The organism is Flavobacterium ustbae (genome assembly GCF_003946915.1).
GTDB classification, from domain to species: domain Bacteria; phylum Bacteroidota; class Bacteroidia; order Flavobacteriales; family Flavobacteriaceae; genus Flavobacterium; species Flavobacterium ustbae.
On sequence record NZ_RPOC01000004.1, the window covers coordinates 152,110 to 166,927 of the forward strand.

The window sequence follows — 14,818 nt, forward strand, 5'->3', positions numbered from 1 at the left end:
ATGTGAATAAATTACACTCTGTAAAGTGTAATTTATGATGTTTCTTAAAATACACTCGAATAGTATTAATCAAAACAAACCAAAATTATGAAAAAACCTGTTGTTAAGCAACGATTACTTCACCAAATCATGAAAATAACGCTGTTTCAGTTTGTGTTAGCGCTTGTGTTTTCAAGCGTTACTCTCGCAAATAATGTAAATGGGCAGAAAAAATTAGATACTAAAGTAACTATTACAGTTAACAACCTAACTTTAGACAATGCTTTATCAAAAATTGAAAAGTCTGCTCATGTAAAATTTTCTTATAACTCAAGACTTCCCCAATTGGGAGAGAAGGTTAGTATAGAAGCAAATCAAGAAACTCTTGCTAGTATACTTAGCAGAATATTGGTTCCTTTTAATATTAATTTTTCAGAAGTAAGCAATCAGATTGTGCTTCAAAAGAATACAATTAATTCTTTTTCTTACGCAAACAATCATGATTCTTTGTTTGAGGCTTTAGCTTTTGGACCTATTATTAAAGGAAAAGTAACAGACCAGACAGGGAGTCCGCTTCCTGGTGCTACTGTTATGGCAAAAGGTACAAAAACGGCTGTTTTAACAGATTTTGATGGAAACTTTGCTATCGAAATGCCTGCTAATGTAGACCGTCTAGTTATTTCTTATGTTGGTATGGAAACTAAAGAAATTGGTATCGATAATACTACGCCAACAATTGTTTTGACCGAAGCAGGACAGAATCTTAAAGAGGTAGTGGTTACAACAGGATACGAAAAAACTTCAAAAAGAACATTTACTGGAGCGATTAGTAAAATTTCTGGTACAGAATTAAAAATAGATGGTGTAGTTGACGTAAGCCGAATGATCGAAGGAAAAGCAGCGGGGGTTACAGTACAAAATGTTACAGGAACTTTTGGTACAGCTCCTAAAATTACAGTTCGTGGATCGTCTTCCATTTTTGGAGATACAAAGCCACTGTGGGTGATTGATGGTGTTGTTCAAGAAGATATTATCAATATGTCATTTGCTGATCTAGCATCTGGAAATTCAGAGACATTATTAAGTTCATCTGTAGCAGGTTTAAGTGCAAACGATATTCAAAGTATTGAGATTCTTAAAGATGCATCGGCTACGTCAATTTATGGTTCAAGATCGTTAAACGGTGTTGTGGTTGTAACAACAAAACAGGGGCGAAGAGATTCTCCGCTAAAAATTAGTTACGGATTGGAGCAAACCGTAAGAACGGTTCCGAATTATAGCCAGTTTGATATTCTAAATTCTCAGGAATCAATGAGTATTTTTAAAGAAATGGAAGCCAAAGGATATTTGGATTTGCCTACAACAGTAAATGGCAGATATGGGGGAGCATACAATATTTTAGGAAGAGCGATAAACACTTATAATCCTGAAACAGGAACTTATTTAGTAAATAACGATCCTGTAAGCCGTAATAATTTCTTGAAGAAGTATGAGCAGGCAAATACAGATTGGTTTAGCGTTTTGTTTAGACCTTCAATTACACAAAATCACTCTTTAAGTTTTTCTGGAGGTGGAAAAAACAATACGTTTTATGCTTCTTTAGGCTATTATACAGATCCAGGATGGACTATTGCTGATGATGTAAAACAAATCTCTAGTAATATAAAAGGGACTTTTTATGTAAACGATCGATTAAATGTTACGCTATCTACATTAGCGTCTATTAGAGATCAAGGCGCTCCTGGAAGTTACGAAAGTGAAAAAGATGTTGTTTTTGGAAAAGTAACTCGTGATTTTGATATCAATCCATTCAATTATGTATTAAATACAAGCAGAACATTCCGTCCTTATGATGAAAATGGTAATTTGGAATACTACAGAAATAACTGGGCGAAAATGAATATCATAAACGAATTGGCCAATAATTTCATGGAAATTGAGGTAAAAGATATTCGTTTTCAATTGGATTTAGATTATAAAATTACTCCGCACTTAACTTATAATTTGACCGGTTCAGCTCGTTATGCCAATACAAGTCGTGAGCATAAAATCTTAGAAGGTTCAAATGTTGTCGGAGCTTATAAAGCAGGTACTGCTGATGGAGAAGACGGAGTAAATACCTTAGTAAGAGACCAGAATATCTTTTTATATCAAGATCCAAATGATTTAACTGCACCAAAAGAATCTGTTTTGCCAAATGGAGGATTCTTAAGAAAGTTTACAAATGACATGACTTCTTATAATTTAAGAAATAGTGTGAACTACAGAAATATCTTCAACGATAAGCATGAGGTTGAAGGTTTATTTGGAACTGAAATGAGAGTGGTAGACAGAACCAGCGACCAATTTACAGCTGCAGGTTTACAATATGATAGAGGTTTAACTGCTTTTACAGATCCGAGAATTATTGAAAAAATAATTAATGCTGGTGATTCTTATTATGGATTTAATGAAGAGAAAGAAAGAACGGTAGGTTTTTTTGGTAAAGTAGGTTATACTTATGATAGACGTTATACAGCTTCTATTACAGGGCGTTACGATGGATCTAACAGACAAGGAGACAGCGATTCGTCTAGATGGTTACCAACATATACTTTTAGTGGAAAATGGAATGTTGCTGAGGAAAGTTTCATGAAAGATGTTCAGTCGGTAAATACTTTGGCTTTACGAGCTTCGTATGGTTTAACAGCAACTGCAGGACCTGCAACCAATTCTTTGGCAATTTATAAAAGTGCTATTACAGACCGTTTCGGACTTGATGATAGAGAATCTGGTATTAGAATCGAAGAACTGCAAAATGGAAGTTTAACTTGGGAAAAACAATTTGAAACTAATATTGGGATTGATCTTGGAATGTTCAATAACAGACTTCAATTTACAACAGACGTTTACCAACGTAAAGCTTTTGACCTAGTTGATTATGTAATTACATCTGGAATTGGAGGTCAGAGAATTAGACAAGGAAACAATGCCGATATGGAAACTAAAGGTTTGGAGGTTGCTTTTACAACTAGAAATATCGATACTAAAAATTTTAAATGGTCTACAAATCTTAATTTCTCTATTTACCATCAAGAAATTACAAAACTGCAAAACACGCCAACTGCATTTGATTTGATTGATGCAAATGGTGGAAATACGGTTGGGCATCCTAGAAATTCATTGTATTCTTATCAATTTACAGGTTTGAATAATCAAGGTCTTCCAACATTTATCTTACAGGATGGAGCAGAAAATAATATTACAGAAGCTAATTTTCAGGATAATCTAGATGTAACCAAATATTTGAAATACGAAGGATCAATCGAGCCTAATAAGTCAATTGGTTTAGCCAATACCTTTACATACAAAAACTGGTCTTTATATGTATTTTTTGTAGGCTCAGGAGGAAATAAAGTTCGTTTAAATCCTGTATACGATAGTACTTACGATGATTTGACAGTATTTACAAAAGATTTTACAAACCGTTGGATTAATCCTGGAGACGAGAATTTTACAAATGTACCAGTTATCGCAGACAAACGTCTGAATGCAAATTATGGTGGAGAACGTACATTGGCTAGAGCGTACAACACATACAATTATTCTGATGTGCGTATTGCAGATGGAGATTTTGTTAGATTAAAAAACATATCATTGAGCTGGGAATTTCCTAGTGATTTTAAGAAAAAACTAGGAGTGAGCACTTTTACATTAAAAGGTTCGGCAGTAAACCCTTGGCTAATTTATTCTGACAAAAGATTAAATGGGCAAGATCCTGAGTTTCGTAATTCTGGAGGAGTTGCTTTACCTGTAACAACTCAATATACATTTACTTTAAACCTTTCATTATAATAGTCAAAATCATGAAAAATTTAAAAATAGCATTATCTCTAATAATACTTATTTGTATTACGAGCTGTGATGATTTCTTATCAGAGAAACCAGATAATAGAACAGAAATTGATACACCAGAAAAAATAAAAGAATTACTTGTAGAAGCATATCCTCAAATGAGTTATTTTGAGATTGCAGAAACGATGTCTGATAATGTTTTTGATAGTGGACTGCCTACCACATTAATCAGAAATGAACAAAATTACAATTGGGAAATTAACACAGAAGCAACTGATATTGATACTCAAGCGTATTATTGGGATGCTTGTTATAAAGCAATAGCACATGCAAACAAAGCATTAGAAGCAATTGAGGAATTAGGAAGCCCAGCAACTTTAAATCCGCAAAAAGGAGAAGCATTAATAGCTAGAGCTTATTCTCATTTTATGTTGGTTTCATTTTGGTCAAAACGTTACAATCCTGCAACAGCAGCGACAGATTTAGGAGTTCCGTATGTAACAAAACCAGAAACTGATTTGGTTACAAAATATACCAGAAATACAGTTGCTGAAGTTTTTGATTTTATCGAAAAAGACATTGAAGAAGGCTTAAAATATGTGACAAACGATTATAAAGAACCAAAATTTCACTTTAATGTGGCAGCTTCAAAAGCTTTTGCTAGCAGATTTTATTTAGTAAAAGGAAACTGGGATAAAGTAATCTCATTGTCTGATGATTTGGGTTCAAGACCAGAAGGAAAACTAAGAGATTTTTCAACTTACGAATCTCTTGGTGTAGAAGATCAGCAATTAAGATATGGCGCTAGTGATGTAGAAACGAATTTATTAATCGTTTCCGCAAATACTATTGTTGGGAGATTGTATTATTTAAACCGTTTTAATTTATCAGGTTTACGTCGTCCAGAAATTTTTGGAACAAGTACAAACCTTTTTGGAAAAGCTTACTATTATAACTTTTATTCCTCTAATGGAAGTATCACATTATTTCTTCCAAAATTCTACGAATACTTTAAATATTCTAATGTAACAGCTGGAATTGGAGATCCTTACGTTGCAGAGGTTTTATTGAGTAATGACGAGTTTTTCTTAAATAGAATTGAAGCTCACGTAATGAAAGGAGAAATAGCGACTGCCAATGACGAATTGGAATATTTTTTAGCAACAAGAACTCCGACCTATAATCCGACAACAGATCAATTAACTGAGGAAAAAGTAGTGGCAAAATTCCCTGTAATTGCAGATGAATATACTCCATTTTACACCATGACACCTGTGCAGACCTCTTATGTAAAAGCAATTGCAGAAACAAGAAGAAGAGATTTTATACACGAAGGACTTAGATGGTTTGATATTAAGCGTTTTAATATTGTAGTAAAACACGAAACATCAAACAAACCAGCCAACACTTTAGTAAAAGATGACAACAGAAGAGCTTTACAGATTCCGTTGCATGCTTCAAGTACTGGTTTAGAACTAAATCCTAGATAATCTTAAAATTGAAAATTATGAAATTATTAAAATATAATAAAATTGCAGTTTTAGCACTAGTTTCAATAACGCTAATTTCATGTGGGAGTGACGACCTGCCAGGAGAAAGCCAGTTAGATTTTACTCAGCCTACAAAAACAAGTTTAGATAACTGGATTGACGCTACATACTTAAGCCCGTACAATATAAATGTGCAATATAAATGGAATCAGAATACGGTAGACAACAGCCGTTTTTTGTTTCCGCCTGAAGTTGATAAAGTAAAACCAGCACTAGAAATAGTTCAAACAATATGGCTTAAAAGTTATGCCGCAATTGGAGGGCCAGATTTTGTAAAGAAAATTGCGCCAAGAGAAATTGTTTTAATTGGAGGAGTCAATTTAAATAGCGTAGGAACAAGAACTTTAGGTTTAGCCGAAGGAGGACAGCGAGTTACTCTGTTTGAAACCGATTATATCGATAAGACAGATCGCGCAAACGTATCAGAGTTTATACATACCATTCAGCACGAATACATTCATATTTTAAATCAGAATAAACCTTTTGATGAAAAAACATGGAAAACATTAACGCCGGGTGGTTATACAGCAGATTGGTACAATTACGAAATCCCAGAATCAAACGAGCTTGGATTTATTACAAGTTATGCAAGATCAAATATTAACGAAGATTTTGCAGAAACAGCTTCAATGATTTTAATTTATTCGAAAGCAGAATATGCTGATTTTTTAGCAGGTATTCAAAGTCCGTTTGCTTTGCAGGCTTTAAAAGCAAAAGAAGCAATTGTAGTAAAATATTTCAAAGAAGCATTCAATATGGATTTTTATGCTTTAAGAGATGAAGCAGAAAAAAATACAACATCTGTACTAAATTAAAATAAGCATTATGAAAATGAAACAACTATATAAGTATTTATTTGCAGCTATTTTAATCCTGCAATTGGTAGCGTGTAATAACAATACAGATGCCGAACAACTTTTTAATGAAACGCCAACAACTCGTTTAAATCAGCAAAAAACAGAGTTGAATGACGCATTGCTTTCATCGCAATACGGATGGAAAGCTGTTTATTTCACAGATAACACCGTTTTGGGCGGGTATACTCACTTGTTTAGGTTTGCACAAGACGGAACTGTACAAATGGCATCAGATTTTGATGCTGATACAGCTACTTATAAAAGTGAATATGCCATTCAAGTAGGAAGCACAGTGAGCTTGACTTTTACAACGAAAAACAGAATTCACCTTTTGTCAGATTCTAACAGTTATCCAATTCCAGCATTGGAAGCAGAAGGATATTTAGGAGATTTTCAATTCTTGTATTATGGACAAGAAAATGATGAGATCATTTTTAGAACCAACAGAAACAATCGAGAACTACGATTTGTAAAAGCTACTGCCGAAGATTGGGCAGATTTGCCTAAAAATCTCGTAATGGAACAAAACGTGATTGGAGGACAAGAAAGACCCCTTTTTAGATTACTTGAAACAAATGATGGTACTGCTGTTCATAAATTTGACTTTTCGTTTACGCCGGCTACTCGTTTTGCCAATTCAAATTCTATAGAAAGCGGTTATTCTGTAAGTTATGACATGGGAATAGGATATACGCCAACAGGAATCGTAGTAAGTCCAGCGGTTGAAGTAGGCGGACAACAATTAACAGATTTCACCTACAATGATGCTGATGGAAGTTTTACAGCAACGGGAACAAATGGTGTCTCTGCAGTAATAAAATATACAGATAAACCTTTGGTTCTTACAGATGATTATAAATTTTTACTTCCTGCACAGCCAGCTTCATGGTTCGGTTTTTTTGTTGACGATTATACCATAGATTCTCCTGCAAATTCACCATTGTTTTATGCTGAATTAGAAAAAGTAAATGCTGCATTGCCAGCAGGACAAAGAATTGCTACTATCGAGATATATGGAAATCAAGGTATTGGAACTCTTATTTATTACTCATTCATAGGAAGAGGTCCTATACAGCATCGTGTAACGGTTGAAGAAGACGCGGTAGGAAAAAAAATAATTCTGAAACACAAATCATGGGGCACAAGTACTACTGCAGCCACACCAGCTTTCTTGGCAAGTATAGATAAGTATTTTATGGATCCAGAAGGAATTTATGTAAAAGCAGAAAGCTTCAGATTATTTTATTCAGACCCTGTTTATACATTTACAAGTGCATCAAGCCCGTTTAGAATGACAACTTGGAAACTTCAATAATTTTTAAAATACTTCAACCTTATAAAAGAGATTATAATTTTAGTTTTAGTTTTTTTATTTTGGGGAAACAGCTCATTTTTAATGGGCTGTTTTTTTGTTTGAGCCATATAGAAAATTCTAAACCAATTTTCGTATTACAAATTTTATTAAACGCTCAAATAATCTATATTTGTATTTCAAAAAATAAAAACGAATACCTCAATATGAAATTACTAGAAGGAAAAGTTGCAATTATTACTGGTGCAAGCCGTGGAATTGGAAAAGGAATTGCAGAAGTTTTTGCTAAACATGGAGCAAATGTAGCTTTTACATACAGCTCGTCTGCAGCATCTGCAGAAGCTTTGGAAGCAGAATTAAATAGTTTAGGAGTAAAAGCTAAAGGATACCAATCTAATGCAGCAGATTTTAACGAAGCTCAGACTTTTGTTGATGCTGTTTTAGCAGATTTTGGAACTGTTGACATTTTAATCAACAATGCCGGAATTACAAAAGACAATTTGTTGATGCGTATGTCTGAGGCAGATTTTGACCAAGTAATTGATGTGAACTTGAAATCGGTTTTTAATATGACAAAAGCGATTCAGAAAACTTTCTTAAAACAAAGAGCAGGATCAATCATCAACATTAGTTCTGTTGTTGGAGTTTCTGGAAACGCAGGTCAAACCAATTATGCAGCGTCTAAAGCCGGTGCAATCGGATTTACAAAATCTGTAGCTCTTGAGTTAGGTTCTCGTAACATTCGTTGCAATGCAATCGCTCCGGGATTTATCGAAACTGAAATGACTGCAAAATTATCTGAAGACGTAGTAAAAGGATGGAGAGAAGGTATTCCGTTAAAACGTGGAGGAAGCCCGGAAGATGTTGCAAATGCTTGTCTTTTCTTAGCTTCAGACATGAGCGGTTACATTACCGGACAAGTTCTTAACGTTTGCGGAGGAATGTTGACCTAGTTTGCAGTGTTCGGTTTTTTTAGTATTCAGTTTTACTCGATTCTAAATAATTACTGAATACTATTTAAAAGCAAATAAACTGATCACTAAATACTGATTACTGAATACTAAAACATGACTACAAACACGATTCTTTTATTATTGCTTTCTTTAGTAATTGCTGGTGGTTTGTCGTATTTTCAATATTTTTATAAAGCCAAAAGTAAATCCAATGTGATGATACTTTTGGCTTTTTTACGTTTTTTAGCCATTTTCGGACTGTTGGTTTTATTGATCAATCCGATTATTTCTAAAAACTCACTCGAGATTACCAAAACGCCTTTGGCTATTGTGGTAGATAATTCGAGTTCTATCGTTGCTTTAAAATCAGATAAAAAAGCAGTTGAATTATACCAAAAACTGGTTTCAAATCCTGCTTTAAAAGAAAAGTTTGATATTCAAACCTATCAATTTGATAATGATTTTAAAACTTCAGACAAATTTGATTTTAAAGGCAATCAAACCAATTTAGACGAAGTTGCCAAAAATCTAAAAAGCATCAATAAAAACCTGATTTTCCCAACCGTTATCATTACCGACGGAAATCAAACTACAGGAAACGATTATGTATATCGTTTTGATCCTGTCAATAAAGTTTATCCTTTGGTTGTGGGAGATACAACCACTTTTTTCGATTTAAAAATCAATCAGCTCAACGTAAATAAATACGCTTTTCATAAAAATAAATTTCCAGTTGAAGTTTTTCTGCAATACGCTGGAGATAAAACAGCCAACGCAGAATTTACTATTTCGCAAGGAAATACCGTTGTTGCCAAAGAGAAACTATCTTTTTCGCCTTCTAAAAAAACAGCTTCTTTAAATTTATTGCTGCCAGCAGACAAAGTTGGACTGCAGATTTATAAAGCAAGCATCCAATCTTCTGCAAAAGAAAAAAACAGCTATAATAATATTAAAAACTTTGCGGTAGAAATTATTGATCAAAAGTCGACTATTGCAATTGTTTCTGCTATAAATCATCCAGATATTGCGGCTTTAAAGCGTTCGATAGAGGTTAATGCACAACGTAAAGTAATCTTGGCTAAGCCAAACCAAATTAATGAATTACAAGATATTTCAGTTTTGGTTTTATATCAGCCAACAACTGCTTTTAGAGCTATTTTTGACAACAATAGATTAAAAGGAACAAACACTTTTATTATTACAGGAAACAATACTGATTTTAATTTTTTAAATCAGCAACAGAACAATTTAGTTTTCAAAATGAGTAACCAGCGTGAAGATTTTCTTAACGAATTTCAACCGGCTTTTAATTTGTTTGCGATAGATAATATTGGTTTTGAAAATTTTCCGCCTTTGCAAAATCCATTTGGAAATATCAGCACGAACGGGAATGTATCTGTTTTACTTTCTTCAAAAATCAGAAACGTTTCTACCAATGCGCCTTTATTGGCTTTCGCCGAAAATCAAGGAAAAAGAAACGCTTTTCTTCTAGGAGAAAACAGCTGGAAATGGCGTTTGCAAAGTCATGTTGACAATCAGTCTTTTGAAAAGTATGATGTTTTTATTGATAAAATTATCCAGTATTTAGCATCGTCGGCTTCAAAAAAATCTTTGGTTGTAACTCATGAAAGTTTCTACAATTCTGGAGAAGAAATCATTATCAACGCGCAATATTTCAATAAAAACTACGAGTTTGACGAAAAAGCCAGATTAACAATCACCGTTGTTAATGTAGCTACGAAACAAACCAAAAATTACGATTTACTAAAAGGAAGCAACTCTTTTTCAGCAAACTTAGAAGGACTTCCAGCAGGAAAATATAACTTTACAGTAAAAGAATTGAATTCAAATACTTCATACGCAAGCCATTTTGAAATATTAGATTTTGATATCGAAAAACAATTCGTAAATCCAGATGTTGTTAAACTACAGCAATTAGCGCAGCAAACAGGAGGAAAAGCTTTCTTTGAAGACCAAGCCGATCATTTGATTAATACACTTTTAGAAAATAAAGAATACAAATCAATAGAAAAAAACATCTCAAGCAAAACGCCAATTATTGACTGGGTTTGGTTATTGATTTTGATTGCTGCTTTACTTACAATTGAATGGTTTGTTAGGAAGTATAATGGATTACTTTAATTAAAGGAACAAAGGTTCAGAGTGGCAAAGAGACGAAGTTTGGTTAACTTGAAACCTGAAACTTCAAACTTTAAACAAAAACAAAATGGACTTTAGGCTAAAAGTATTTTATACCGTTGCGCTCCGCCTTAATTTTACTAAAGCGGCAACGGAGTTGTATATCACACAGCCAGCAGTTTCCAAACATATTCAAGAATTAGAAGAGCAATATAAAACCAAACTTTTTGAACGAAATGGTTCTAAAATTGCTTTAACCCCAGCAGGAAAAATTCTCTTAAAGTATACTAAAAGTATTTTTGACATTTACCGCGAAATAGACTTTGAAATGAGTTCCTTCAATAACGAACGTCAAGGTTTATTGCGTTTGGGAGCAAGTACAACCATTTCGCAATATATTATTTCTCCCGTTTTAGCTAGTTTTCATCAGAAGCAAAAAGATATAAAAGTCAATTTGCTGAACGGAAATACCGAACAAATCGAAAATGCTTTACTCAATAAAGAAATTGAAATTGGAATTGTAGAAGGACAATCTAAGAATCAATCCATAAAATACATTCCATTTTTAAAAGACGAATTGGTTTTGGTCTGCAATAGTAAAAATCCTTTCGTAAAGCAAAATGAAATTTCGGTAAACGATTTAAAATCAATGAAATTCATTACCCGTGAACGCGGATCTGGAACACTTGAAGTTATAGAATTTGCGTTAAAAAAAGTAAACTTAAAACTAGCAAATTTGCAGATCGAAATGCAATTAGGAAGCACAGAAAGTATAAAATCGTATTTGCTAAACTCTGATTGTTTTGCCTTTATGTCTATTCATGCTGTAAGTAAAGAATTGACAAACAAAGAATTGATTATTTTAGATGTTGAAGAATTATCCATAGAAAGGTACTTTTATATTATAACCTTACAAGGAAAATCAGATTCATTGTCAGAACTATTTGTACAAAATTTAGCTTCTCATTATAACTTAAAGTTATAGTCAATTGTAATATACGATTGGCGATTTCGAAATAAACGGCAGAACTTTGCAGGGTAAATATGAATACCTTTTATTTTGAAAACAAAAGAACAAACAACGGCACAATTATTTGAAATTAATCAGTCACTTCAGCAGATCCTTTTTCTTGTTGTGATATTTTTATGTTTATTTTCAATCATTTCTCCGCCGATTGCGCTTTTGTTGGGCGTTTTAATTGTTAATCTTTTTGGAAATCCTTTCGTAGAATTCAATCATAAAGCCATTACATTTTTATTGCAGTTTTCTGTAGTAGGTTTAGGATTCGGAATGAATGCGAATAGCGCAGTTTCAGCGGGAAAAGAAGGATTTGTTTTAACTGTTTTCTCCATATTCAGCACTTTACTTTTCGGATTCCTTTTAGGAAAATGGCTTAAAACAGAGAAAAAAACATCTCATTTAATCTCTTGCGGAACAGCAATTTGCGGAGGAAGTGCTATTGCGGCTATTTCTCCCGTAGTCAAATCAAACGAAAATCAAACTTCAATTGCTTTAGGAGTAATTTTTATACTCAACTCAATTGCCTTATTTGTTTTTCCGTTTATCGGACACCAATTAGATTTATCTCAAAAAGATTTTGGCTTATGGTGTGCAATTGCAATTCATGATACGAGTTCTGTAGTAGGCGCAGCCAATAAATACGGAGCAGAAGCACTGCAGGTAGCGACAACAGTGAAATTAGCCAGAGCTCTATGGATTATTCCAATTTCAATTTTAACTGCTTTTTTGTTTAAAAGTAAAAATGCGAAAATCAAAATCCCTTATTTCATAGGTTTGTTTATTGTAGCAATGCTAGTAAACACATATATTCCATCAACAGCAATTTTTGCACCGCATATTGTAGGCATTGCAAAAATCGGTTTAACGATAACTTTATTTTTAATTGGTGCGACTTTAAACTTTGCCACTTTAAAAGCGGTAGGAGTGAAGCCTTTGCTTCAAGGTGTTTTTCTTTGGGTTTTTATAGCAGTTTTGGCTTTAGTATCAATACTTTATTTAGGATAATACTATTTTATATTGGAGAATTTTACAATTGGTTTGTCAATCATTTTGTAGAATTTTCCTTTGAAAGCGTAACGCCTTTCAATTACAAAATCAAATGATTTTTTTGTTTTTGCCATTTCTGCAAGCTCTGACGGCAAATCAACTTCAAAATCATCTTCTGTACCTTTGGCTTTTTTGTAAGAACCTTTAGTCACAATTTTAAAGTCTCGGAAATACTTTTTATTGTTATCTGTAACTACTGTATAAGAACTAGACCATTCTGAACTGCTACTATTGGTAAGTGAATAATTATCAATTTCCATTAAAGGCTGGTATTTGCCATCAAATCCGGCGATTAAATAAAAATAACCATTGTATGGAGCGCCTGCGCCACCGTTAGCATGAACAAGCGATAAAGCATACTGATCTTCTCCAATTTCAACCAATTTAGGAGTTGGGCAACTCGCAAATGCCCCAAATGCTGCAACTGCAGGTTGAAAAGATCTCATTTCCCAAACGTTATTATTTTTTGCGAATTTCGCTATACCTAATAAACCGCCAGAAAAGCGTCCAGTTTGTAATCCATCTTCATCGTGAACAGAATGATTGAAGACTAATATTTTAAACTGATTTCCTTTGGAATCACTATAATCAATATTTGCTAGAAGTCTCGTAGCTACGCCTTCTGTATAAGGAAATAGTTGATCGCCTTCTACACCATTAACATCAATAAATGAAGAGGGTTTGCAAGATTTACATTTCCAGCTTATGAAAGTGTTTTTATCCGCAAAATGATATAAGTTGCCAGGAAAGAGTTTTTGCATTGTTTTCTCAGCGTTTAGCGGATCAGAAACTTTAAGAACTCTTTTTGGGTTTAATATGGTGTCGCTAACGTTTTTAAGCTGTAAATCAGTTTCTTGTGCAAAGCATAAAGTAGAAAATAATAGAAATATATTTAAGGTAATCTGGCGCATAAAATTGAATTTTGTTGGTCAAACAAACATACAAAGAAAAATATTGTTAATATGAACTTCTCTCATTTTTAGGGTTGTAAATCATAAAAATTAAAATTGTAGAATCTTATTGATAGTATTTTTTGCGTATTCTTTAATTAAAGCTAAATTTGCTCCCTCTAATAAAAAAACAAATGAAAAAAATCCAAATGAGACCAAAATTAATCGCTTTCGGTGCTTTAATTATTGGCTTTATTACCTTATCATGGGGAACTGTAGGCCATGAGCGTATTAACAAAGCTGCTGTAATGGCTTTACCAAAACAATTGCAGATCTTTTTTTACAATCACATTGATTTTATTACACAAGAAGCTTCGGTTCCAGACATCCGTAAGTATGCTTTAAATTATAAAGAAGAAGGCCCAAGACATTATTTTGACATGGAAAACTTTGGTCCAGCTGACACTTATCCAAAAACTTTAGAAGAAGCAAAACAAAAATACGAGCCTAAATTCTTAAGCGATAATGGAATTTTGCCTTGGTATATGGAAGATATGATGGCAAAATTGACCAAGGCTTTTAAAGAAAAAAATAAAGCTGAAATCTTATTTCTTGCTGCAGATTTAGGTCATTATGTTGGTGATGCACACATGCCATTGCATACTTCTGCAAATCATGATGGACAATTAACGGATCAGAAAGGAATTCATTCACTTTGGGAAAGCAGATTGCCAGAATTGTTTGTTAAAAACTACAAATTAAATGTTCCTGAAGCTCAGTATTATCCAGATGTTCACAAAGCAATTTGGGACTTGATTAATGATACTCATAGTTTAGCACAGCCTTTATTGGATATCGACAAAAAGTTGAGAACTGCCACTCCAAAAGACAAAGTGTTTAAAATGGATGCAGAAGGAAATGTTTTGAAAACGAAATATAATACTTCCGTTTTCTCTGATGAATATGCTAAAAAACTGCATGAACAATTAAACGGAATGGTAGAAAGCCAAATGAAAAAAGCTATTGCTGCAACGGCAAGTTTTTGGTTTACTGCTTGGGTAAATGCTGGAAAGCCAGATTTAAGCGATTTAGATGCACCAGCAGTAACTCAAAGAAATTATCAATTTTTGCAGGATGATTTAAAAATGTTCCAAAAAGGAGATTTATTTGGAATGAAAAATCAGAATGACTAAAATATTTTGTTTCAAGTTTAAGGTTTAATGTTACAAGTTACTT

The 14,818-nt window shown here is 33.3% G+C and carries 10 protein-coding genes; 9 read left to right on the forward strand and 1 reads right to left on the reverse strand.

Annotation, left to right across the window (positions count from 1 at the left end; translation table 11 throughout):
- Positions 1-87: 87 nt before the first annotated feature.
- From EG814_RS07950 to EG814_RS07985, 8 genes are all read left to right on the forward strand, one after another.
- Positions 88-3,813, forward strand: a complete 3,726-nt coding sequence (locus EG814_RS07950) for a SusC/RagA family TonB-linked outer membrane protein (RefSeq protein WP_125720668.1) — start codon at positions 88-90, stop codon at positions 3,811-3,813.
- 11 nt (positions 3,814-3,824) lie between these two features.
- Positions 3,825-5,303 carry a RagB/SusD family nutrient uptake outer membrane protein gene (locus EG814_RS07955; RefSeq protein ID WP_125720670.1) on the forward strand — a complete coding sequence of 493 codons (1,479 nt, stop codon included), beginning with the start codon at positions 3,825-3,827 and terminating at the stop codon, positions 5,301-5,303.
- 17 nt (positions 5,304-5,320) lie between these two features.
- Positions 5,321-6,178 (forward strand): zinc-binding metallopeptidase, encoded by an 858-nt coding sequence (locus EG814_RS07960; RefSeq protein WP_125720672.1) that lies wholly within the window; start codon positions 5,321-5,323, stop codon positions 6,176-6,178.
- Positions 6,179-6,194: 16 nt separating this feature from the next.
- The gene (locus EG814_RS07965; protein ID WP_235830930.1) at positions 6,195-7,535 is read left to right on the forward strand and encodes a DUF4302 domain-containing protein; all 1,341 of its coding nucleotides are present in this window, start codon (positions 6,195-6,197) and stop codon (positions 7,533-7,535) included.
- A 203-nt stretch (positions 7,536-7,738) separates the two neighbouring features.
- A complete protein-coding gene (gene fabG / locus EG814_RS07970; RefSeq protein ID WP_057119779.1) occupies positions 7,739-8,485 on the forward strand; it encodes a 3-oxoacyl-[acyl-carrier-protein] reductase in 747 nt (248 codons plus the stop codon).
- A 114-nt stretch (positions 8,486-8,599) separates the two neighbouring features.
- A complete protein-coding gene (locus EG814_RS07975) occupies positions 8,600-10,627 on the forward strand; it encodes a hypothetical protein (RefSeq protein ID WP_125720676.1) in 2,028 nt (675 codons plus the stop codon).
- Between the two features lie 85 nt (positions 10,628-10,712).
- Entirely contained in the window at positions 10,713-11,609 is an 897-nt protein-coding gene (locus tag EG814_RS07980; protein ID WP_125720678.1) for a LysR family transcriptional regulator, read from the forward strand.
- Positions 11,610-11,684: 75 nt separating this feature from the next.
- Positions 11,685-12,650 (forward strand): YeiH family protein, encoded by a 966-nt coding sequence (locus EG814_RS07985; protein WP_125720680.1) that lies wholly within the window; start codon positions 11,685-11,687, stop codon positions 12,648-12,650.
- Between the two features lie 2 nt (positions 12,651-12,652).
- Here EG814_RS07985 and EG814_RS07990 read toward each other — a convergent pair whose 3' ends face one another.
- Positions 12,653-13,603: a hypothetical protein gene (locus EG814_RS07990; protein ID WP_125720682.1), complete on the reverse strand. Its 951-nt coding sequence runs from the start codon at positions 13,601-13,603 to the stop codon at positions 12,653-12,655.
- 173 nt (positions 13,604-13,776) lie between these two features.
- Here EG814_RS07990 and EG814_RS07995 point away from each other — a divergent pair, with 173 nt between their 5' ends.
- The gene (locus EG814_RS07995) at positions 13,777-14,775 is read left to right on the forward strand and encodes a zinc dependent phospholipase C family protein (protein WP_125720684.1); all 999 of its coding nucleotides are present in this window, start codon (positions 13,777-13,779) and stop codon (positions 14,773-14,775) included.
- Positions 14,776-14,818: the final 43 nt, after the last annotated feature.

Coding starts and splice junctions, on each gene's coding strand:
- EG814_RS07950 (WP_125720668.1), top strand. CDS start 88: ATGAAAAAACCTGTTGTTAAGCAACGATTACTTCACCAAATCATGAAA.
- EG814_RS07955 (WP_125720670.1), top strand. CDS start 3,825: ATGAAAAATTTAAAAATAGCATTATCTCTAATAATACTTATTTGTATT.
- EG814_RS07960 (WP_125720672.1), top strand. CDS start 5,321: ATGAAATTATTAAAATATAATAAAATTGCAGTTTTAGCACTAGTTTCA.
- EG814_RS07965 (WP_235830930.1), top strand. CDS start 6,195: ATGAAACAACTATATAAGTATTTATTTGCAGCTATTTTAATCCTGCAA.
- fabG (WP_057119779.1), top strand. CDS start 7,739: ATGAAATTACTAGAAGGAAAAGTTGCAATTATTACTGGTGCAAGCCGT.
- EG814_RS07975 (WP_125720676.1), top strand. CDS start 8,600: ATGACTACAAACACGATTCTTTTATTATTGCTTTCTTTAGTAATTGCT.
- EG814_RS07980 (WP_125720678.1), top strand. CDS start 10,713: ATGGACTTTAGGCTAAAAGTATTTTATACCGTTGCGCTCCGCCTTAAT.
- EG814_RS07990 (WP_125720682.1), bottom strand. CDS start 13,603: ATGCGCCAGATTACCTTAAATATATTTCTATTATTTTCTACTTTATGC.
- EG814_RS07995 (WP_125720684.1), top strand. CDS start 13,777: ATGAAAAAAATCCAAATGAGACCAAAATTAATCGCTTTCGGTGCTTTA.